Annotated in this window: 16 protein-coding genes and 1 pseudogene; 10 read left to right on the top strand and 7 right to left on the bottom strand. The window is 60.9% G+C overall.

All coding sequences use genetic code 11. The features are described from left to right. Positions 1 to 56 precede the first annotated feature (56 nt). The 3 genes from HX873_RS09320 to secA form a co-directional block, all read right to left on the bottom strand. On the bottom strand, positions 57 to 1,001 hold the full coding sequence (locus tag HX873_RS09320; RefSeq protein ID WP_102369787.1) for a Nudix family hydrolase: 945 nt from the start codon (positions 999 to 1,001) through the stop codon (positions 57 to 59). A 41-nt stretch (positions 1,002 to 1,042) separates the two neighbouring features. Further along, positions 1,043 to 2,260, bottom strand: a complete 1,218-nt coding sequence (gene argJ / locus HX873_RS09325) for a bifunctional glutamate N-acetyltransferase/amino-acid acetyltransferase ArgJ (protein ID WP_177122600.1) — start codon at positions 2,258 to 2,260, stop codon at positions 1,043 to 1,045. Positions 2,261 to 2,382: 122 nt separating this feature from the next. After that, the gene (gene secA, locus HX873_RS09330) at positions 2,383 to 5,118 is read right to left on the bottom strand and encodes a preprotein translocase subunit SecA (RefSeq protein ID WP_003209775.1); all 2,736 of its coding nucleotides are present in this window, start codon (positions 5,116 to 5,118) and stop codon (positions 2,383 to 2,385) included. A 305-nt stretch (positions 5,119 to 5,423) separates the two neighbouring features. On the opposite strand from secA, the gene HX873_RS09335 reads away from it, so the two are divergent. Then, positions 5,424 to 5,879, top strand: a complete 456-nt coding sequence (locus tag HX873_RS09335) for a DUF721 domain-containing protein (RefSeq protein WP_008432358.1) — start codon at positions 5,424 to 5,426, stop codon at positions 5,877 to 5,879. Positions 5,880 to 6,001: 122 nt separating this feature from the next. On the opposite strand, the gene HX873_RS09340 is transcribed toward HX873_RS09335, so the two are convergent. After that, positions 6,002 to 7,480: a helicase HerA-like domain-containing protein gene (locus HX873_RS09340; RefSeq protein ID WP_008432355.1), complete on the bottom strand. Its 1,479-nt coding sequence runs from the start codon at positions 7,478 to 7,480 to the stop codon at positions 6,002 to 6,004. A gap of 196 nt (positions 7,481 to 7,676) precedes the next feature. Here HX873_RS09340 and HX873_RS32050 point away from each other — a divergent pair. Further along, a pseudogene (locus HX873_RS32050) lies at positions 7,677 to 8,708 on the top strand (cache domain-containing protein); the annotation flags it as partial. A 93-nt stretch (positions 8,709 to 8,801) separates the two neighbouring features. Beyond that, positions 8,802 to 9,566, top strand: a complete 765-nt coding sequence (locus HX873_RS32055; RefSeq protein ID WP_371132408.1) for a methyl-accepting chemotaxis protein — start codon at positions 8,802 to 8,804, stop codon at positions 9,564 to 9,566. A 10-nt stretch (positions 9,567 to 9,576) separates the two neighbouring features. On the opposite strand, the gene HX873_RS09350 is transcribed toward HX873_RS32055, so the two are convergent. Both HX873_RS09350 and purU read right to left on the bottom strand, forming a co-directional pair. Beyond that, entirely contained in the window at positions 9,577 to 9,777 is a 201-nt protein-coding gene (locus HX873_RS09350) for a hypothetical protein (RefSeq protein WP_023659227.1), read from the bottom strand. Between the two features lie 84 nt (positions 9,778 to 9,861). Then, entirely contained in the window at positions 9,862 to 10,710 is an 849-nt protein-coding gene (gene purU, locus HX873_RS09355; RefSeq protein WP_003209762.1) for a formyltetrahydrofolate deformylase, read from the bottom strand. 349 nt (positions 10,711 to 11,059) lie between these two features. Here purU and mvaT point away from each other — a divergent pair, with 349 nt between their 5' ends. Next, complete coding sequence (gene mvaT, locus HX873_RS09360; RefSeq protein WP_003209760.1) at positions 11,060 to 11,434, top strand: histone-like nucleoid-structuring protein MvaT; 375 nt, start codon at positions 11,060 to 11,062, stop codon at positions 11,432 to 11,434. 90 nt (positions 11,435 to 11,524) lie between these two features. Here mvaT and sbcB read toward each other — a convergent pair whose 3' ends face one another. Then, on the bottom strand, positions 11,525 to 12,952 hold the full coding sequence (sbcB, locus tag HX873_RS09365) for an exodeoxyribonuclease I (protein ID WP_003214166.1): 1,428 nt from the start codon (positions 12,950 to 12,952) through the stop codon (positions 11,525 to 11,527). 189 nt (positions 12,953 to 13,141) lie between these two features. Here sbcB and HX873_RS09370 point away from each other — a divergent pair, with 189 nt between their 5' ends. The 6 genes from HX873_RS09370 to HX873_RS09395 are packed head-to-tail and all read left to right on the top strand — an operon-like array spanning position 13,142 to position 19,797. Further along, positions 13,142 to 13,834, top strand: coding sequence for an RDD family protein (locus HX873_RS09370; protein WP_134327235.1), 693 nt, complete (start codon positions 13,142 to 13,144; stop codon positions 13,832 to 13,834). Beyond that, the gene (locus tag HX873_RS09375; protein WP_177122601.1) at positions 13,831 to 14,811 is read left to right on the top strand and encodes a stage II sporulation protein M; all 981 of its coding nucleotides are present in this window, start codon (positions 13,831 to 13,833) and stop codon (positions 14,809 to 14,811) included. Before HX873_RS09370 ends, HX873_RS09375 begins: the two co-directional genes overlap by 4 nt. Further along, positions 14,798 to 16,327 (top strand): DUF4129 domain-containing protein, encoded by a 1,530-nt coding sequence (locus HX873_RS09380; protein ID WP_177081662.1) that lies wholly within the window; start codon positions 14,798 to 14,800, stop codon positions 16,325 to 16,327. Before HX873_RS09375 ends, HX873_RS09380 begins: the two co-directional genes overlap by 14 nt. Continuing rightward, positions 16,324 to 17,481, top strand: coding sequence for a DUF4350 domain-containing protein (locus HX873_RS09385; RefSeq protein WP_102369791.1), 1,158 nt, complete (start codon positions 16,324 to 16,326; stop codon positions 17,479 to 17,481). The genes HX873_RS09380 and HX873_RS09385 overlap by 4 nt, the downstream gene beginning before the upstream one ends. Beyond that, positions 17,478 to 18,458 carry a MoxR family ATPase gene (locus HX873_RS09390; protein WP_008432346.1) on the top strand — a complete coding sequence of 327 codons (981 nt, stop codon included), beginning with the start codon at positions 17,478 to 17,480 and terminating at the stop codon, positions 18,456 to 18,458. The genes HX873_RS09385 and HX873_RS09390 overlap by 4 nt, the downstream gene beginning before the upstream one ends. A 7-nt stretch (positions 18,459 to 18,465) precedes the next feature. Further along, the gene (locus HX873_RS09395; RefSeq protein ID WP_177045884.1) at positions 18,466 to 19,797 is read left to right on the top strand and encodes a DUF58 domain-containing protein; all 1,332 of its coding nucleotides are present in this window, start codon (positions 18,466 to 18,468) and stop codon (positions 19,795 to 19,797) included. Positions 19,798 to 19,800 lie beyond the last annotated feature (3 nt).

The following is a 19,800-nucleotide window of genomic DNA, read 5'->3' on the forward strand; positions in this document are numbered from 1 at the left end:
GAGGGAGCTTGCTCCCTCGCCACAACAGCTCCCCTGGCCACTCGCCAGGGTTATGCCTAAACCTCAGGCCAGAACGCCCGAATCCCCGCCACACCTTGAGCACCAGCCTCCCAGGCCTTTTCCCGCTCAGCAGGACCCACCCCACCGAGCAAGAACACCGGCTTGCTGAACCCACTGATCAACTGCTGTGCCTGCTCCCAGCCCAACGGCTCGGCATCAGGATGAGTCTGGGTCGGCTGCACCGGCGACAAGGTGACGAAATCCACGTCCATCAACTCCGCCAAGGCTAATTCCTCAGCATTGTGGCAAGACGCCGCCAACCAGCGATCCTTCGGCAAAGGACGTCCCTTGCTGGCGTACTTGCGCAGTTGCGCCGAGGTCATATGCCAGCCGGCCGCGGGAAAATCCCCCAGCCATTCAAACGGCCCCTTGAGCATCAGTTGCGCCTTGCCCGCACACAGGCCCACGGCGTCCACCGCCAGGTCACGGTACTTGGGGTCGTAACCGTTGGGGGCACGCAGCTGAACCAGCTTGATGCCACCAGCGATGGCTTTTTGAATACCGCGCAGCAGGACGGGTGTCTCCAGCTCGCCCGGAGTGATCAAGTAGTCAGCCGGCAAACGCGCCGCCGCAACGATCGGCGCATTGGCTGCCGGAAACTCATAGTTCGGCAGGTCCCGCTGGGCCACCCACTCAAGGGGTTGGCCTTCGGCACCGTGGGGCTCGCCGGTAAAGGCCGAGACTTCCCAGACATCCAGCAACACCTGTTTGTCCGGGTAATCATGCTGCACCTTGATCAACGGGCGAGCCGCCGTGACCTGGATGCCCAGCTCCTCCTGCAATTCACGGGACAGCGCGGTAGCGACCGACTCATCGGCCTCCACCTTGCCACCGGGAAACTCCCAGAGGCCGCCCTGATGCTGGGTATCGGCGCGGCGCGCCAGCAGAATCCTGCCGTCGACCCCCCGGATGACCGCTGCTGCTACATGAACTCGTTTCACCGCACTATTTCCTCTGAATCGGTTTGAAGACCTGCCTGGTATCAGGTGCGGTATTCCGCGTTGATCTTCACGTACTCGTGGGACAGGTCGGTGGTCCAGATGGTTTCGCTGCACTCACCGCGACCCAATTCGATACGGATGGTGATTTCTTCCTGCTGCATCACCGCCGAACCCTGGGCTTCGGTGTACGTCTCGGCCCGGGCGCCACGGCTGGCGATGCACACTTCGCCGAGGAACACGTCGATCTTGCTCACGTCCAGGTTCGGCACGCCGGCACGGCCCACAGCGGCCAGGATACGGCCCCAGTTCGGGTCGGAGGCAAACAGTGCGGTCTTGATCAGCGGCGAGTGAGCCACGGTGTAACCGACATCCAGGCATTCCTGGTGGTTACCGCCGCCGTTGACTTCAACCGTCACAAACTTGGTGGCGCCTTCGCCGTCGCGCACGATGGCCTGGGCCACGTCCATGCACACTTCGAACACCGCCTGCTTCAACGCGGCGAAATACGGGCCGTTGGACGAGGTGATTTCCGGCAGGTCAGCCTGGCCGGTGGCGATCAACATGCAGCAATCGTTGGTCGAGGTGTCGCCGTCGATGGTGATGCGGTTGAAGGACTTGTTGGCGCCGTCGAGCATCAGGTTTTGCAGCACGTCACGGGAGACTTTGGCGTCGGTGGCGATATAGCCCAGCATGGTCGCCATGTTCGGGCGAATCATGCCGGCGCCTTTGCTGATGCCCGTGACGGTAACGGTCACGCCTTCGTGCACAAACTGACGGCTGGCGCCTTTTGGCAGGGTGTCGGTGGTCATGATCCCGGTAGCCGCAGCCGCCCAGTTATCCACCGACAGGTCATCCAGCGCTGCTTGCAGCGCGCCTTCGATTTTCTCTACCGGCAGCGGCTCACCGATCACGCCGGTGGAGTACGGCAGCACCTGGCTGGCCTCCACGCCGGTCAGCTCCGCCAGCTTGGCGCAGGTGCGAGCAGCGGCGGCCAGGCCAGGCTCGCCGGTCCCGGCGTTGGCATTGCCGGTGTTGGTCAACAGGTAACGCACCGGGCCTTCGACACGCTGCTTGGCCAGAATCACGGGCGCGGCGCAAAACGCGTTCAGGGTGAACACACCCGCGACGGTCGAGCCTTCGGCACAGCGCATCACCACCACATCCTTGCGCCCCGGGCGCTTGATGCCCGCCGAAGCGATACCGAGTTCAAAACCGGCAACCGGGTGCAACGTGGGCAAAGGACCAAGACCAACAGCCATGAATGCGCTCCTAAAAATATTGGGTGTGTACCCCGTCGCTATCGACGGTGACGAAATGGCAAAACGCCGCGACGGCTGATGCCGGTCGCGGCGCGGGGGTGTTGCAGCGTCAGGCGAAAATCTTAGTTGATTTCGCCGTGGCAGTGTTTGAACTTCTTGCCCGAACCGCACCAGCACAGTTCGTTGCGGCCCAGCTTCTGTTCGTTGCGCACCGGGGCCTGGGCCAGGGCCACATCGACCTCTTCGCCCAATACTTCCGGAGCCTCAAGACCAGGCGCTTCGTCGTGCTGGAACTGCATACGCGCAGCCAGTGCCTCGGCTTCCTGACGCAGGCGGGCTTCTTCCTCGATCGGGTCTTCGCGACGCACCTGAACGTGGGACAGCACACGAATCGAATCGCGCTTGATCGAATCCAGCAGTTCGGAGAACAGCGTGAACGACTCGCGCTTGTACTCCTGCTTCGGGTTCTTCTGGGCGTAGCCACGCAAGTGGATGCCGTGACGCAGGTGGTCCATGGTCGACAGGTGGTCTTTCCACAGGTCGTCCAGCACACGCAGTACGATTTGCTTCTCGAAGGTGCGCAGTGCTTCGGCACTCGCCTGCTCTTCTTTCTCGTTGTACGCGGCCAGCAGCTCGGTCATGAGCTTCTCGCGCAGGGTTTCTTCGTACAGGTGGTCGTCTTCGTCGAGCCATTGCTGGACCGGCAAGTCGACACCGAAGTCGCTCTTCAACGCAGCTTCCAGGCCGGCAACATCCCACTGCTCAGGCAGGGACTGTGGCGGGATATGGGCGCTGACGGTGGCGTTGAGCACGTCCTGGCGGAAATCGGCAATGGTCTCGCCGATGTTGGTGGCGGCCAACAAACTGTTACGCATGTGATAAATCACTTTACGCTGTTCGTTGTTGACGTCATCGAACTCGAGCAGTTGCTTACGAATGTCGAAGTTACGGCCTTCTACCTTGCGCTGGGCCTTCTCGATGGCGTTGGTCACCATGCGGTGTTCAATCGCCTCACCGGACTGCATGCCCAGGGCTTTCATGAAGTTCTTCACCCGATCCGAGGCGAAGATGCGCATCAGGCTGTCTTCCAGGGACAGGTAGAAACGGCTGGAACCGGCGTCACCCTGACGACCGGCACGACCACGCAACTGGTTGTCGATACGGCGCGATTCGTGACGCTCGGACGCGATCACCTGCAAGCCGCCGGACTCCAGCACTTGCTGGTGGCGCTTCTGCCAGTCGGCCTTGATCTGCGCGATCTGCTCAGGGGTCGGGTTGTCCAGGGACGCAACTTCCACTTCCCAGTTACCGCCCAACAGGATGTCGGTACCACGACCGGCCATGTTGGTGGCGATGGTCAGTGCGCCCGGGCGACCGGCCTGGGCAATGATCTCGGCTTCTTTTTCGTGGAACTTGGCGTTGAGGACCTTGTGCTCGATGCCTTCCTTGGCCAGCAAGCTGGACATGTGCTCGGAAGTTTCGATGGTGGCAGTACCCACCAGCACTGGACGGCCCTGGGCCATGCATTCCTTGATGTCGGCGACGATTGCAGCGTATTTCTCGTCGGCGGTCAGGAACACCAGGTCGTTGAAGTCTTTACGCGCCAGCGGCTTGTTCGGCGGGATAACCATCACCGACAGACCGTAGATCTGGTGGAATTCGAACGCTTCGGTATCGGCTGTACCGGTCATGCCGGACAGTTTGTTGTACAGACGGAAGTAGTTCTGGAAGGTGGTCGAGGCCAGGGTCTGGCTTTCAGCCTGGATGTTCAGGGCTTCCTTGGCTTCGATCGCCTGGTGCAGGCCTTCCGACAAACGGCGACCCGGCATGGTACGACCGGTGTGTTCGTCGACCAGTACGACCTGGCCGTCCTGCACGATGTATTCAACGTTGCGATGGAACAGCTTGTGAGCACGCAGGCCCGCATATACGTGGGTCAACAGGCCCAGGTTGTGCGCCGAGTACAGGCTCTCGCCTTCGGCCAGCAGGCCGATCTGGGTCAGCATGTCTTCGACGAACTGGTGACCGGCTTCGTTGAGTTCGACCTGGCGGGTCTTCTCGTCGATGGTGAAGTGACCTTCTTTGGTCACCACGCCTTCCACTTCCTCGATGTGTTGCTCAAGGCGCGGGATCAGCTTGTTGATCTCGGTGTACAGGCGCGAGCTGTCCTCGGCCTGGCCGGAAATGATCAGCGGGGTACGGGCTTCGTCGATCAGGATGGAGTCGACTTCGTCGATCACGGCAAAGTTGAGTTCACGCTGGAATTTTTCTTCCATGCTGAACGCCATGTTGTCGCGCAGGTAGTCGAAACCGAATTCGTTGTTGGTACCGTAGGTGATGTCGGCAGCATAGGCGGCGCGCTTCTCTTCCGGCGGCTGGAACGGCGTGACAACGCCGACGGTCAGGCCGAGGAATTCGTACAGCGGACGCATCCAGTTGGCATCCCGGCGGGCCAGGTAGTCGTTCACCGTCACAACGTGCACGCCCTTGCCGGACAGTGCGTTGAGGTAAACGCCCAGAGTTGCCACCAGGGTCTTGCCTTCACCGGTACGCATTTCGGCAATCATGCCTTCATGCAAGGTCATGCCGCCGATCAACTGGACGTCGAAGTGGCGCATGCCCATGACACGCTTACCGGCTTCGCGGGCGACCGCAAAGGCTTCGGGAAGCAGCTTGTCGAGGGTTTCACCTTTGGCTATGCGGGCCTTGAACTCTTCGGTCTTGGCGCGCAATTGCTCGTCCGAAAGGGCAACCATCTGCTCTTCGAAGGCATTGACCAGCTGCACCGTCTTGAGCATGCGTTTGACTTCGCGCTCATTCTTGCTTCCAAAAAGTTTCTTTAACAAAGGCGCAAACATATCGGCAGGTTCTTCCACACATAGGGATGGAGGGCGCCCCGTGAGTCGCCCGAGCAGCCCTCACGGCCGCATGCGAACGAGCATTCTACCCGGAAACGTGGGTGAGGAAAGTGGCGTTATTCCACGATGCTGGCACGGCGCTCTTGGAGGGCTTGTTTAAAATAAGGGCTTTTTGCTGAACTTCAACCCATTCGGGTAATAAGTTACTCGTTGATTTAATGGATAAACTGCCGGTAATGCAATGGCGGCGGTGTCGCAGACGCTTTCTGCTACCATGGCCTCTCTGTTACTTAAGGTGTCTAGCCATGGCATTTCGCCCTCTTACGGCCCGAGCTCCCGCCGTGTTGCTTCGCGAAGCCAAGCCTTTAAAAGCCATCTTCGGCCATGCGCAACGCCTTGGTCATCTGCAACGCCTGGTAGAAAGCCAACTGCAGCCCGCCGCTCGCGAACACTGCCATGTGGCCTCGTGGCGCGAGGGCAATCTGCTGCTGATCGTCACTGACGGCCATTGGGCGACGCGCCTGCGCTACCAGCAGAAACGTTTGCAGCGCCAATTGATGGCCTTCGACGAATTCGCCAGCCTGACGCGCATCCAGTTCAAGGTGCAACCGCCGACCGTGCCGCAAGGCGCGGTGGGGCATACGATGGATTTGTCGGAAATCGCCGCCGAAACCATTCAGGCCACGGCAGACGGGATTACCGATCCGAACTTACGCGCTGCGCTGGAGCGGCTGGCCGCTCACGCCAAACCCAAAACCTGAGACCCGGCGCAGAACCAAGTGTGGGAGCGGGCTTGCTCGCGAAGGTGGCGTGTCAGTCACTGGATATATTGACTGATCCACCGCTTTCGCGAGCAAGCCCGCTCCCACATTTGATCCCATCGTTATTTACGTTTGCTGCCGCCTAACAAAGACCCCAGTAACCCGCGCACCAACTGCCGGCCCATCTGATTGGCCGCCTGTTGCATCGCCGATTTCAGTGCCTTGCCTGCCGTAGTACCGAGGAACGCACCGGCCTTGTCGGTAAAGCTTGGCTCTTCAGCGGCGGGCGTCGAATCCTCTTGCGGGCCCAAGTCCTTGCGCGCCATCAGCACTTCGTACGCCGACTCACGGTCAATCGGCTTGTCATAACGCCCCTGCAATGGCGAACTGGCAATCAGTGCTGCCCGCTCAGCTTCGCTCAGTGGCCCGATCCGCGATTGCGGCGGTGCTACCAGTACGCGTTGGACTACTTCAGGCGTCCCCTTTTCCTGCAAGGTTCCCACCAATGCCTCACCTGTACCCAACTCGGTCAGCACCGCCAGCGCATCAAATGCCGGATTGGGCCGGAAACCATCGGCCACCGCCCGCAGGGACTTCTGCTCCTTGGTGGTGAACGCCCGCAGCCCGTGCTGGATGCGCAAGCCGAGTTGCGCCAGCACGGTGTCCGGCAAGTCCCCGGGAGACTGGGTGACGAAATACACACCGACGCCTTTCGAGCGAATCAGCCGCACCACTTGCTCCAGGCGATCCTGCAGGGCCTTGGGGGTGTCGGCAAACAACAGATGCGCCTCATCGAAAAACAGCGCCAGCAGCGGCTTGTCGGCATCGCCACGTTCCGGCAGTTGCTCGAACAGTTCGGCCAACAGCCAAAGCAGGAAGGTCGCGTAGACCTTCGGCGCCTCATGCACCAGCCGGCTGGCGTCCAATAGATGAATACGCCCGCGGCCGTCACTGGCCGGTTGCAGGATGTCTTCGAGTTGCAGCGCCGGCTCGCCGAACAACGCTTCGGCACCCTGCTGCTCCAGCACCGCCAGGCGCCGCAACAGCGCCTGGCTGGAACCGGTGGTCATCAAGGCCGCGTCTTCCCCGAGCAACTCCGGGTGATAGCGCAAATGGTTCAGCAGCGCCTTGAGGTCCTTGAGGTCCAGCAACAACAGGCCTTCACGATCGGCCACCTTGAAGGCTGCGTAGAGGGCCGATTGCTGGCTGTCGGTGAGCTCCAACAGGCTGCCGAGCAACAGCGGGCCCATTTCACTCATGGTGGTGCGCAACGGATGACCGGACTGGCCGTGGATATCCCACAACGTCACCGGATACGCCTTGGGCGTGTAATTAAGGAAAGGCATGCCGGCTATGCGCTCGGCGACCTTGCCCTGAGGGTTGGCCGCAGCGCCCAGGCCACACAGGTCACCCTTGATATCGGCGGCAAATACCGCGACCCCGGCGTCGCTGAAAGCTTCCGCCAGGCGCTGCAAGGTCACGGTCTTGCCGGTGCCGGTGGCGCCTGCGATCAGGCCGTGGCGGTTGGCCAGGCGCATCGACTGGGCAATCGGCTGGCCCTGAAGATCTGCACCAATAATGAGTTGCGAGGAGTCAGGCATTTTGTCACCCATGGTTAATCTTTGGCGCTGAATGGTCGATACAGATAAAGCGAGAGACCCAAAAAGTCTTGGAAAAACAGGCCGGATAATTCCTGCAGGAGCAGATGGAAATATCACACTTTTTTTGACGCAGCCATTCCGCGCGTCCCAGAAGGACGTGCATCGGATATTAAGACCATAGCGGACCCCACAAGCCATGAATAAAAATCTGCGTTTCAGCCATAAAATCCTGCTTGCCGCCGCTCTTGTCGTCATTGCCGCCTTTGCGTTGTTTACCCTCTACAACGACTACTTGCAGCGTAATGCGATTCGCGACGACCTGAACAACTACCTGCATGAAATGGGCGATGTCACTGCCAGCAACATCCAGACCTGGCTTACCGGGCGCATAGTGCTGATAGAAAGCGCCGCACAGAACATCGCCATCAACCCGGATTCAACCAGCGTCGCCAGCCTTCTGGAACAGAAGGCCCTGACGTCCTCGTTCATGGCCACATACCTTGGCGACAGCAAGGGCGGCTTCGTCATCCGCCCCGATACCAAGATGCCCGACGGCTTCGACCCACGGGTACGCCCCTGGTACAAGGGCGCGCAGGGCAGCAACGGCTCAACCCTGACCGAACCCTACATTGACGCGGCCACCGGCCAGTTGATCATCTCCATCGCAACCCCCAGCAGCAAGGCCGGCCAGAGTGTCGGCGTGGTGGGCGGCGACCTGAGCCTGCAAACCCTGGTAGACAACATCGGTGCCCTGAACTTCGGCGGCATGGGTTATGCCTTCCTGGTCAGTGCCGACGGCAAAGTGCTGGTACACCCGGACAAGAGCCTGGTGATGAAAACCCTGGCCGACGTGTATCCGAACAACACCCCCCGAATCAGCAGCGACTTCAGTGAAGTCGAGGTAAACGGCAAGACACGTATCGTCACCTTTACCCCGATCAAGGGCCTGCCCTCGGTGAACTGGTACCTCGGCCTGTCGGTGGATAAAGATAAATCCTTCGCCATGCTCAGCGAATTCCGCACCTCGGCGATCATCGCCACGATCATCGCCGTGGTCATCATCATCGCCCTGCTGGGCATGCTGATTCGCATCCTCCTGCAGCCACTGCACGTCATGACCCGCGCCATGGAAGACATCGCCGACGGTGAAGGCGACCTGACCCGCCGCCTGACCATCCAGAACCACGACGAATTCGGCGTGCTTGGCAGCGCTTTCAATCGCTTCGTGGAGCGGATTCACACCTCGATTCGCGAAGTTTCCTCGGCCACCGAGCAGGTCAATGAAGTGGCCCTGCGGGTGGTCAGCGCCTCCAATTCCTCAATGGTCAATTCCGACGAGCAGGCCAACCGGACCAACAGCGTCGCGGCCGCGATCAACGAGCTGGGGGCCGCCGCCCAGGAAATCGCCCGCAACGCCGCACAGGCCTCCAACCAGGCCAGCGATGCCCGGCACTTGGCCGAAGACGGTCAGCAAGTGGTGGAACGCAATATCAAGGCGATGAACCAGTTGTCGCAGATGATCAGCGCCTCCAGCACCAATATCGAAGCGCTTAACAGCAAGACAGTGAACATCGGGCAGATTCTGGAAGTGATCACCAGCATTTCCCAGCAAACCAACCTGCTGGCCCTCAACGCGGCGATTGAAGCCGCACGGGCCGGGGAAGCCGGGCGCGGCTTTGCGGTGGTGGCCGATGAAGTGCGCAACCTGGCGCACCGCACCCAGGAGTCGGCGCAGCAGGTGCAGAAGATGATCGAGGAGCTGCAAGTCGGCGCCCGGGATTCGGTCAGCACCATGAGCGAAAGCCAGCGGCACAGCCAGGACAGTGTGGAAATCGCCAACCTGGCGGGCGAGCGTCTGAACAGCGTGACCCAGCGTATCGGCGAAATTGACGGGATGAACCAGTCGGTAGCCACCGCTACCGAGGAACAGACCTCGGTGGTGGAGTCAATCAACATGGACATCACCGAGATCAACACCCTCAATCAGGAAGGTGTGGAAAACCTGCAATCAACCTTGCGGGCCTGTTCCGACCTGGAACAGCAAGCGGCGCGCTTGAAACAACTGGTAGGTAGTTTCCGGATTTGATCCCGCCGGGTCAGCGGCTGCCTTGCACAGCCGCTGACGCCTTTTCTTCAGGCAATTCGGATGTGTCCTGCAATTGTTCCCACAACTCGGCGGCGCCTGGAAACTCGGTGCCGTCCTCACTGCTCAGGTCATCCGGGTCATATCGACTCAAACAACCCTCTCCCAGCGTCGCGGGGGCTTTGGAAGTCGCCTTGTCCAGTGGATCGCTCATGCTCCAGTCCTCACCCGCGCTCAAAAAAAGGGCCTGTAGCGATTTAACGCCCAGGCCCTTCATTCTTCAATCAAAACACTTCAATCAGAACACGACAGTCTTGTTGCCGTGCACCAGTACCCGGTCTTCCAGGTGATAGCGCAGGCCGCGAGCCAGCACCATCTTCTCGACGTCACGGCCAAAACGGACCATGTCTTCGATGCTGTCGCTATGGCTGACACGCACCACGTCCTGCTCGATGATGGGACCGGCGTCCAACTCTTCGGTGACGTAGTGGCACGTTGCACCGATCAGCTTCACGCCACGCAGGGATGCCTGGTGATACGGCTTGGCACCCACAAACGATGGCAGGAAACTGTGGTGAATATTGATCACCTTGCCAGCGTATTCACTGCACAACTCCGGCGGCAGAATCTGCATGTAGCGCGCCAGTACCACGACGTCCGCATCGTGCTGCTTGACCAGGCGCGAGACCTCGGCAAAGGCCGGCTCCTTGTCCTGCGGGTTGACCGGGACGTGGTAGTACGGAATGCCATGCCACTCGACCATGCTGCGCAGGTCGTCATGGTTGGAAATCACGCAGGAGATCTCGCAGTCCAGTTCATCGCTGTGCCAGCGGTGCAGCAGGTCTGCCAGGCAGTGGGACTCACGACTGGCCATCAGGACCACGCGTTTTTTCTGTTCCGTGTCGGTGATGCGCCAGGTCATCGAGAACTCTTCAGCGATCGGCGCAAATGCCTCGCGAAATGCCTCTAGACCAAAGGGCAGCGTATCGGCACGAATTTCGTGACGCATGAAAAACCAGCCGCTGAGATTGTCCGAGTGATGGCTCGCTTCGGTGATCCAACCGTTGTGGGAAGCCAGAAAGTTACTGACCTTGGCAACGATGCCAACCCGGTCCGGGCAAGCAATCACCAGCCGAAAAGTGCGCATTAGGGGGAAACTCCAGAACTTCGCAAAGGCCGCCATTCTAGCGATTGCGCAGAAAAACTGCAGTATTCCTCAACGCTTATTCTGATCGGCTGCGTCAACCCTGCCCCTTAATAGCGTAAGGTTTTTCCCCACTATGTGTGCAAACGCGTGGACTCCGGCAGTAAGCCAAGACTTAACCAGAGTATCTTTAGGCCATCCCCCTTACTAATTAACTCAATTCCACGCTTTTGCCACAAACAACCAAAGTAAATTACATAAATGCGGCCTTAAATGTTTACTTGGGCAAACTGTCTGACTATTATTGAGCCACTATCCCCTTTCACCCAGCGCCCTGCATAAGGTAGTCCCCATGTCCCTGATCAACGAATATCGCGCCACCGAAGAAGCTATCAAAGAGCTGCAAGCCCGTTTGAAGAACCTGTCCCAAGACGACAAACTGCAAACCGAGCTGGAATTCGAAGGCAAATTGCGCACCCTGATGGGCGAATACTCCAAATCCCTGCGTGACATCATCGCGCTGCTGGATCCGGATTCGAAAGTTAAGGCTCCACGTGGCGCCGTAAAAGCTACCGGCACCAAGCGTGCACGCAAGGTTAAACAATACAAAAACCCGCACAACGGCGAAGTGATTGAAACCAAAGGTGGCAACCACAAGACTCTGAAAGAGTGGAAAGCCAAGTGGGGCGGCGACGTGGTTGAAGGCTGGGCTACCCTGCTGGGCTAAGCCTCGCCAGGACGCTGCGTGATACGCAACGCAATAAAAAACGCCAGCTTGCTGGCGTTTTTTATTGTCCGTATTTTACCGGGAAGCTGATTACAGACTCATTCGAGTCGCTAAGGCATCAACATACTCCTGCCATTCATCAAGCACCTGGCGCTGAAACGGTGTGGCACTAACAGCCAACTCAAGACACGCCTGCTTAAAACCCTCAAGGGTGTTTGGCGCGCCCCATTGAGGGTCTGACAAACGTTGCTGACAGAAAACTCTCCAGCGTTGTTGCTCTTCACTATTCAAGGTGTCTGGAAAGTTGCGTGCACGATAGCGAAATAATAATTCAGGCAAACGTTCATCATCGAAAGGCCATTGCTGGCGCGCTAGTTGCGCCGGCTCGGCGACTCTCACTTGCTCACATAAACGTCGATCACGATCCCCGATAAAACCATCGTATAGCTGCTGCTCGGGATCGGCGCTTGGCGCAAAATCTTCCTCGGCGTAAATCGCCGCCAGTTTATCGCGCCATAGTTCCTGTGCGTCGCTTAGCCGCAGGGCCCGCGCATCACACTCATCCATATCCAGCTGCAAACGCTCGCGGTCTTGCGGCCGAAGCACGCTCAACGGTGCGACCACCGGGCAACGATTGATGTGCAGCAACTTGAGCGGTACCGGCAACTCACCTTCGGCCAGCTCGTCGCGGCGAGTATATAAGCGCCGGCGCAAGGTATCGGCGTCCTCGTCCAACAGCCCTTGCGGATCGAGACCCAGGTCGCAGACGATCAATGCATTGCGATTGCGCGGGTGCCACGCCAGCGGCAGCACCACCCCCAGGTAATGACGCTCGGCAGAAAAACGACCGGAAATATGCACCATCGGCTGCAACAACCGCACCTGGTCCATGACCCGTTGTTTGCTACGCAGTTGAAACAGCCAGTCATAGAGCTTGGGTTGCTTCTCGCGGATCAACCGGGCCAGGGCGATGGTGGCGCGCACATCGGACAAGGCGTCGTGGGCCTGGCCGTGGTCGATGCCGTTGGCGGCCGTCAACCGCTCAAGCTTGAGGGTGACGCGCCCGTCCTGTTCCGGCCAGACGATCCCGTCAGGGCGCAGGGCGTAGGCAGTGCGCACCACGTCGATCAGGTCCCAGCGGCTGTTGCCGCCTTGCCATTCCCGGGCATAGGGATCGAAGAAATTGCGGTACAAGCTGTAGCGCGTCATCTCATCGTCAAAACGCAAGGTGTTGTAGCCGGCCCCGCAAGTGCCCGGGGTGGCCAGCTCGGCGTGCACCCGGGTCATGAAGTCGGCTTCGGCCAGGCCTTTTTCCGCCAGCACGCCGGGAGTGATGCCAGTGATCGCGCACGCTGCCGGATGCGGCAGGATATCGTCGCTGGGGTGGCAGTAGAGATTGACCGGCGGCCCGACCTCGTTAAGCTCGAGGTCGGTGCGAATACCGGCTACCTGCAGCGGGCGGTCGGTACGCGGATTGATGCCGGTGGTTTCATAGTCGTACCAGAAAATGGTGGTCACGGGCTATTCCTGTGCTGAAGACCGGCAAAGTCTAGGCGCTTGCAGGCATCGGGGGCCAGCGCTGTGTTCCCTGTACAAATATTCAGTAAATCGTTGAGTGGTTGCTTCCACCGTCGACACTGCTAGCATCGGTCTTTCCAACCCCGCCGCTGCCGCCCAGGCGCCAGCGCCGCACTGCCAAGGACCGCGATGCCACCTGCGCCACTGGATACCCGCTACCAGATCGAGACCCCGGAGGGTATCGACCTGCCCCTGCGCCCGGCCGGCCTGCTGGTACGCTCACTGGCCTTTGCCTTCGACCTGGGTTTGCGCGGCCTGATTCTCGGCATCCTGTTTAGCGCATTGGCCTTTCTCGGCAACCTGGGCATTGGCCTGGGTTCGCTACTGCTGTTCCTCGTCAGTTGGTGGTACATGGTGCTTTTCGAAGTGCTCAACCAGGGCTGCTCGCCCGGCAAACAGGTCATGGGCCTGCGGGTGGTACAGGACGACGGCACGCCCATCGGCTGGTCCGCCTCGCTGATCCGTAACCTGCTGCGCTTTGTCGACATGCTGCCCTTCGGCTATTTCCTCGGCGCCATCAGTTGCCTGCAACACCCCAACTTCAAGCGCCTGGGCGACCTGGCGGCCGGGACCCTGGTGATCTACCGCGAACAACCGCTTTCCCGCCCGCAAGTGCCCCAGGCCCCGGCGCTGCGCCTGCCGTTCGCCCTTGAGCTGAACGAACAACGGGCGATTCTCAGCTTCGCCGAACGCCAGGGCGAGCTGTCGGCCGAACGGGTCAACGAACTGGCCGCTATCCTGGCCACGCCCCTGCAGGTCTCCCCTGCCCGCGCCGTAGCAGAACTCAACGGTGTGGCCCGCGGATTGTTGGGGCCAGCATGAAACAGAGTCTTTTCGAAAGCCGCCATCAGCCACAATGGCAAGCCTTTGCCGAGCAATTGACGCAGTTGGAGAAAGGCAAAGCCAAAGGCACCGACTTCGTCGACTTCCCTCATCAATACCGGCGGTTGTGCCAGCACCTGGCCCTGGCCCAGGAGCGCGGCTACAGCAGCTACCTGGTGGACCCGTTGCAGCAGCTTGCCTTGCGCGGCCATCAACAGTTGTATCGTCATCGCAGCCGGATGGGGGCAAACGTGCTGAGCTTCCTGCTGGCCGATTTCCCCAGGCTGGTTCGCGCGCAATGGCCATTTGTGCTGGCTGCCGGCCTGCTGTTCTTTGGCAGCCTGCTCGGCATTGCCTTGCTGGTGTACCTGTTTCCGGACTTGATCTACAGCATCGTCAGCCCTCGGCAGGTGGCCGAGATGCAGGCCATGTACAACCCCGATGCCAGCCGCCTGGGCCGGGCAGCCGAACGCGCTTCCAGCGAAGACTGGATGATGTTCGGCTACTACGTGATGCACAACATCGGTATCGCCTTCCAGACCTTTGCCGCCGGGTTGCTGTTTGGCCTGGGCAGCGTATTTTTCCTGTTCTTCAATGGCCTGATCATTGGCGCCGTTGCCGGGCACCTGACGCAAATCGGCTACGGGCAAACGTTCTGGTCATTTGTCATCGGCCATGGCGCCTTCGAGCTCAGCGCAATTGCCCTGGCTGGCGCGGCTGGCCTGCAACTGGGCTGGGCGCTGATTGCACCGGGGCCCCTCACCAGAGGCGAATCCCTGCGCCTGGCCGCGCGCAAAAGTGTGCAAATGATTTGTGGTGTGATGGTGTTCCTGCTGATCGCCGCGTTTATCGAGGCGTACTGGTCGTCCACCAATGCCGTGGCGCCGTGGGTCAAGTACCTGGTCGGCACCGCCCTGTGGTTGCTGATGGCGGCCTACCTGCTGTTTGCCGGACGGAATCGCCATGCGCCTGAGTGATGCCAGCGTCGTGATCCGCCCGCGTACCTCCTGGGAGGCCATGGACCTCGGCATCCTGCTGGCCCGGGAACACCGGCTGCTGTTGATGAGCAGTTGGGCCATCGTGACCTTGCCGGTCTTCGCCCTGTTCAGCGTGCTCCTGTGGAATCACCCCACCACCGCGCTGTTGCTGTTCTGGTGGTTGAAACCGGCATTCGACCGCCTGCCACTGTATATCCTGTCCAAGGCCCTGTTCGGCGAAACACCCAGCCTGAAACAAGCGCTGCGCCAATCGCCGCGGCTGCTCAAGGGCCAACTGCTGGCCAGCCTGACCTGGCGGCGCTTCAGCCTCAGCCGTAGCTTCGAGATGCCGGTGGTCCAGCTCGAAGGGCTGCAAGGCCAGGCGCGCCAACAACGTCTCGGGGTGTTGCAGCAGCGCAACGCAGGCGCCGCGCGCTGGCTGACCCTGATCGGGGTGCACCTGGAAATCGCCCTGTGGTTCGGGTTGATGGCCGTGTTCTATTTCTTCCTGCCGCAAGAGGTCGAACGCGACTGGGATTGGCAGCAACTGGTGCTCACCGCCGGCCACGACTGGCGTTGGCTGGAGCACCTGACCAACATGTTCTACGCCTTGATCCTGGTGTTCTGGGAGCCGATCTATGTCGCCTGTGGCTTCAGCCTTTACCTGAACCGCCGCACGGTGCTGGAAGCCTGGGACCTGGAACTGGTGTTCCGCCGAATGCGCCAGCGCCTGAGCGGTGTGGCGTCGCTGCTGTTGCTGGTGGCCGGGCTGACGCTGATTCCGCCGATCCCATCGGCATGGGCTGATGAACCGGTTCCCCAAACGCCGCTGACTACACAATCGGCCAGTCACTCGATCAAGACGCTGTTGGAGCAGCCACCGTTCAAGAACCCGGAAACGCTCACTCGCTACCGCTTCGGCGAGGATAAAGCAGCCGACAAAAACAAAGCGGCAGGTGATGCCAAGCTGCCAGCCTGGCTGGAAGCATTGCTGAAAAACCTCAACAGTGATTCGTTCAAGCACATCGCCAAGGGCCTTGAAGTACTGCTCTGGGGATTGCTGGCAGGTGGCCTGGCACTGGTGATCTGGCGCTACCGCGACTGGCTGCATGCCTTTGTCAGCCGCCGCAGCCCGCGCAAACCCAAGGCTGCCAAACCCGTGCCTTCGCAGCTGTTCGGCCTTGAACTGGGGGCTGACACCTTGCCCGAAGACATCGCAGACGCCGCCGAACAGCTGTGGGCAACACAGCCCCGGGAAGCCCTCGGCCTGCTCTACCGTGGGTTGCTCAGCCGCTTGCTGCACGACTTCAACCTGCCGCTGAAAAGTGCCGACACGGAAGGTGAAGTCCTGGAACGTATCCGCCAACTGCAACAACCGCAGCTGCTGGCATTCAGCGGTGAGCTGACCCGTTACTGGCAAAACCTTGCCTATGGCCATCGCCTGCCGCCTGCCTTGGCGCAACAACAGCTATGCAGCGATTGGCGAACCCTGTTCGGTTCGGGAGCGGCGCAATGAACCGGCCGTTGCTGTGGGTCGGGCTGCTGGTCGCGGGCTTGCTGGCAGCCGGCGGTTTTTATGCCTGGCACAAGGCGATTCCTTATCAGGAAGTGGTCGATCGCGGCCCTTCACCCGAAGCCCTGGCCAACCCCTACCTGGCAGCTGAACACTTTCTGCGCCAGCAGGGCCTGGTGGTGGAACATGCCAACAGCCTCGAACGGCTGGCCAGCCTTTCGCCCAAGGGCAACAGCCTGCTGTTGCTGGGCGAGCGCAGCAACATGAGCCCGCCCCAGGTTGATCAATTGCTGCAGTGGACCCGGGCTGGCGGCCATCTGCTGCTGGTAGCCGAAGCGCTGTGGGATGAGGACACCGGTGAAAGTGGCGACCTGTTGCTGGATCGTGTGCAGATACACCAATCCTTCAGTGAAGAATTCGACGCTCCGGCACCCGCGCGTAAAAAGAAAACGCCGGACCTGACCAAACTCTATGTGGACAACGAAACAGCGCCGGCCTATTTCAGCTTCGACACCGACTTCAACCTCACCGACCCCAGGCACCTGGCACAATTCTCGGCCAACAGCGCCCGGTCGACGCACCTGATGCAGGTCAACCTCGGGCAAGGGCGTGTGACCGTGGTCACCGACAGCGACCTGTGGAAAAACCCGGGCATCGGCCTGCACGATAACGCGTGGCTGCTCTGGTACCTGAGCCAGGGCACCCAGGTCACACTGCTGTTCAACACGGATGTCGAGGACCTGTTCAGCCTGTTGTTGCGCTACTTCCCCCAGGCACTGGTGGCACTTGCCGCACTGATCGCCCTGGGCCTCTGGCACGCCAGCCTGCGCCAGGGTCCGATCCGGCAACCGGCGCCCAAGGCACGGCGGCAATTGCAGGAACACTTGAACGCCAGTGCCGACTTCCTGTTGCGCCGCAGCGGGCAAGACAGCTTGCTGCAAGCTTTGCAGCGCGACATCCAGCGCACCGCTCGGCGCCGTCATCCCGGGTTCGAACACCTCGATACAGCCGAACAATTGCGGGTGCTTGAACGCCTGACCCGCCAACCCTCCCTTGTTATCAGCCAGGCCCTTGGCCCACCTGCGACGAAACGGCTCTCCAGCGCCGATTTCAGCCGCCAGGTGGCCTGCCTGCAAACCCTCAGGAATGCCCTATGAGCGAATTTCCCGCCACTGACCCGATTCAGCGCGCCAGCCAACTGGCCCAGGCCTTGCGCGTCGAACTGCGCAAGGCGGTTATCGGTCAGGACCCGGTGATCGATGACGTGCTCACGGCGTTGATCGCGGGCGGCCATGTGTTGCTTGAAGGGGTTCCCGGCCTGGGCAAGACCTTGCTGGTACGCGCGCTGGCACGCTGTTTTGGAGGCGAGTTCGCGCGCATCCAGTTCACCCCGGACCTGATGCCCAGCGACGTGACCGGCCATGCCGTATACGACCTGCATACCGAACAGTTCAAGCTGCGCAAGGGACCGTTGTTCACCAACCTGCTGTTGGCTGACGAGATCAACCGTGCCCCGGCGAAAACCCAGGCAGCGTTGCTGGAAGCCATGCAGGAACGCCAGGTAACCCTTGAAGGCGAGGCGCTGCCCATCGGCCAGCCGTTCATGGTACTGGCCACCCAGAACCCCATCGAGCAGGAAGGTACTTACCCGTTGCCCGAAGCCGAACTGGACCGTTTCATGCTCAAGGTGCGCATGGACTATCCCGAGGCACAGCAGGAACTGGACATGGTGCGCGAAGTCACCCGCTCGTCCCGAGCCGACATGCTCGACGTACAGCCGCTGCGCACGGTGCTGCAAGCCGAAGACGTGCTGCTGTTGCAACAGATTGCCAGCGAGTTGGCGCTGGATGAGCAGGTGCTCGACTACGCCGTGCGCCTGGCCCGCACTACGCGCAGTTGGCCGGGCCTGACCATCGGCGCCGGGCCCCGGGCCTCCATCGCCCTGGTTCGCGGTGCACGGGCGCGGGCCTTGCTGCGCGGGGGCGAGTTCGTGACCCCGGACGACATCAAGGGCTGCGCCCTGGCAGTGTTGCGCCATCGGGTGCGTATTGCCCCGGAGCTGGATATCGACGGGTTGGAAGTCGACCAGGTGCTCCGGCAATTGCTGGACCAAGTCCCGGCGCCACGCCAATGAGACGCCCATGAGACCAACCCGCCTGCTGTTGACCTGGCTCGGTGTACTGCTGGGCCTGAGTATCCTGCTCGGCGCACTGGTGGCGCTACAGGTCAAGGTGCCAGACGCCCTGCACTCAGTGACGTGGGGCCTGCTGCTGGCCCTGTTGCTGCTGGCCCTGCTGGATGCCAGCCGCCTGCGCCGCCGGCCGTCCCCGCGCGTGCGACGGCAGATGCCCGGCAGCCTGGCACTGGGGCGCTGGGGGGAAGTGCGGGTAACCCTGGAGCACGATTATCCCCAGCCGTTGGCGGTCCAGGTATTCGATCATGTGCCTGACGGCCTGGCGGTGGAGGACCTGCCGCAATCCATCGAACTGCGGCCCGGCGAGCACAGTGAACTGGGTTATCGGCTAAGGCCCCAAAGGCGCGGGCATTTCAGCTTTACCCGCTGTGAAGTGCATCTGCCCAGCGCCCTGGGGCTATGGTCGGCCCGGCGCCTGATCGACGTCAGCGACGCCACCCGGGTCTACCCGGACTTCGCACGCCTGTATGGCGCGCAGTTGCTGGCGGTGGACAACTGGCTCAACCAGCTGGGCGTACGCCAGCGGCAACGGCGTGGGCTGGGCCTGGAGTTTCACCAGCTGCGTGAGTTTCGCGAAGGTGACAGCCTGCGCCAGATCGACTGGAAAGCCACCGCCCGGCAACGCACGCCCATTGCCAGGGAGTACCAGGACGAGCGCGACCAGCAGATCATGTTCATGCTCGATTGTGGCCGCCGTATGCGCAGCCAGGACGCCGAACTGTCGCACTTCGACCACGCGCTCAACGCCTGCCTGCTGCTCAGTTATGTAGCCTTGCGCCAGGGCGATGCCGTAGGGCTGTGCACATTTGCCTGCGACCAGCCGCGCTACCTGGCGCCGGTCAAGGGCAGTGGCCAGCTCAACCTGTTGCTGAATGCGGTGTATGACCTGGACACGTCCCGGCGTACGGCCGATTACCAGGCGGCCGCCAGCCAACTGCTGGCCCGGCAGAAACGTCGCTCGCTGGTGATCGTAGTGACCAATTTGCGGGATGAGGAAGATGAAGAGTTACTCAGCGCCGTAAAGCGCATCAGCCGCCAGCACCGGGTAATGGTCGCAAGCCTGCGGGAGGAGGTCCTTGACCAGTTACGCCAGGCTCCCGTGCAAACCCTGCCCGAAGCCCTGGCCTACTGCGGCACGATCAACTATCTCAATACCCGGGACGAACTCCACGACCGCTTGAACGCCCACGGGCTGTCGGTACTGGACACACTGCCTTCGGACCTGGGTGCCGCCCTGGTGACCCGCTACCTGGGCTGGAAAAAAGCCGGCGCGCTATGAACG

The organism is Pseudomonas sp. P7758 (genome assembly GCF_013386485.1).
Taxonomy (GTDB): Bacteria; Pseudomonadota; Gammaproteobacteria; order Pseudomonadales; family Pseudomonadaceae; genus Aquipseudomonas.

Coding starts and splice junctions, on each gene's coding strand:
- argJ (WP_177122600.1), bottom strand. CDS start 2,260: ATGGCTGTTGGTCTTGGTCCTTTGCCCACGTTGCACCCGGTTGCCGGT.
- secA (WP_003209775.1), bottom strand. CDS start 5,118: ATGTTTGCGCCTTTGTTAAAGAAACTTTTTGGAAGCAAGAATGAGCGC.
- HX873_RS09335 (WP_008432358.1), top strand. CDS start 5,424: ATGGCATTTCGCCCTCTTACGGCCCGAGCTCCCGCCGTGTTGCTTCGC.
- HX873_RS09340 (WP_008432355.1), bottom strand. CDS start 7,480: ATGCCTGACTCCTCGCAACTCATTATTGGTGCAGATCTTCAGGGCCAG.
- HX873_RS32055 (WP_371132408.1), top strand. CDS start 8,802: ATGGTCAATTCCGACGAGCAGGCCAACCGGACCAACAGCGTCGCGGCC.
- HX873_RS09350 (WP_023659227.1), bottom strand. CDS start 9,777: ATGAGCGATCCACTGGACAAGGCGACTTCCAAAGCCCCCGCGACGCTG.
- purU (WP_003209762.1), bottom strand. CDS start 10,710: ATGCGCACTTTTCGGCTGGTGATTGCTTGCCCGGACCGGGTTGGCATC.
- mvaT (WP_003209760.1), top strand. CDS start 11,060: ATGTCCCTGATCAACGAATATCGCGCCACCGAAGAAGCTATCAAAGAG.
- HX873_RS09370 (WP_134327235.1), top strand. CDS start 13,142: ATGCCACCTGCGCCACTGGATACCCGCTACCAGATCGAGACCCCGGAG.
- HX873_RS09375 (WP_177122601.1), top strand. CDS start 13,831: ATGAAACAGAGTCTTTTCGAAAGCCGCCATCAGCCACAATGGCAAGCC.
- HX873_RS09380 (WP_177081662.1), top strand. CDS start 14,798: ATGCGCCTGAGTGATGCCAGCGTCGTGATCCGCCCGCGTACCTCCTGG.
- HX873_RS09385 (WP_102369791.1), top strand. CDS start 16,324: ATGAACCGGCCGTTGCTGTGGGTCGGGCTGCTGGTCGCGGGCTTGCTG.
- HX873_RS09390 (WP_008432346.1), top strand. CDS start 17,478: ATGAGCGAATTTCCCGCCACTGACCCGATTCAGCGCGCCAGCCAACTG.
- HX873_RS09395 (WP_177045884.1), top strand. CDS start 18,466: ATGAGACCAACCCGCCTGCTGTTGACCTGGCTCGGTGTACTGCTGGGC.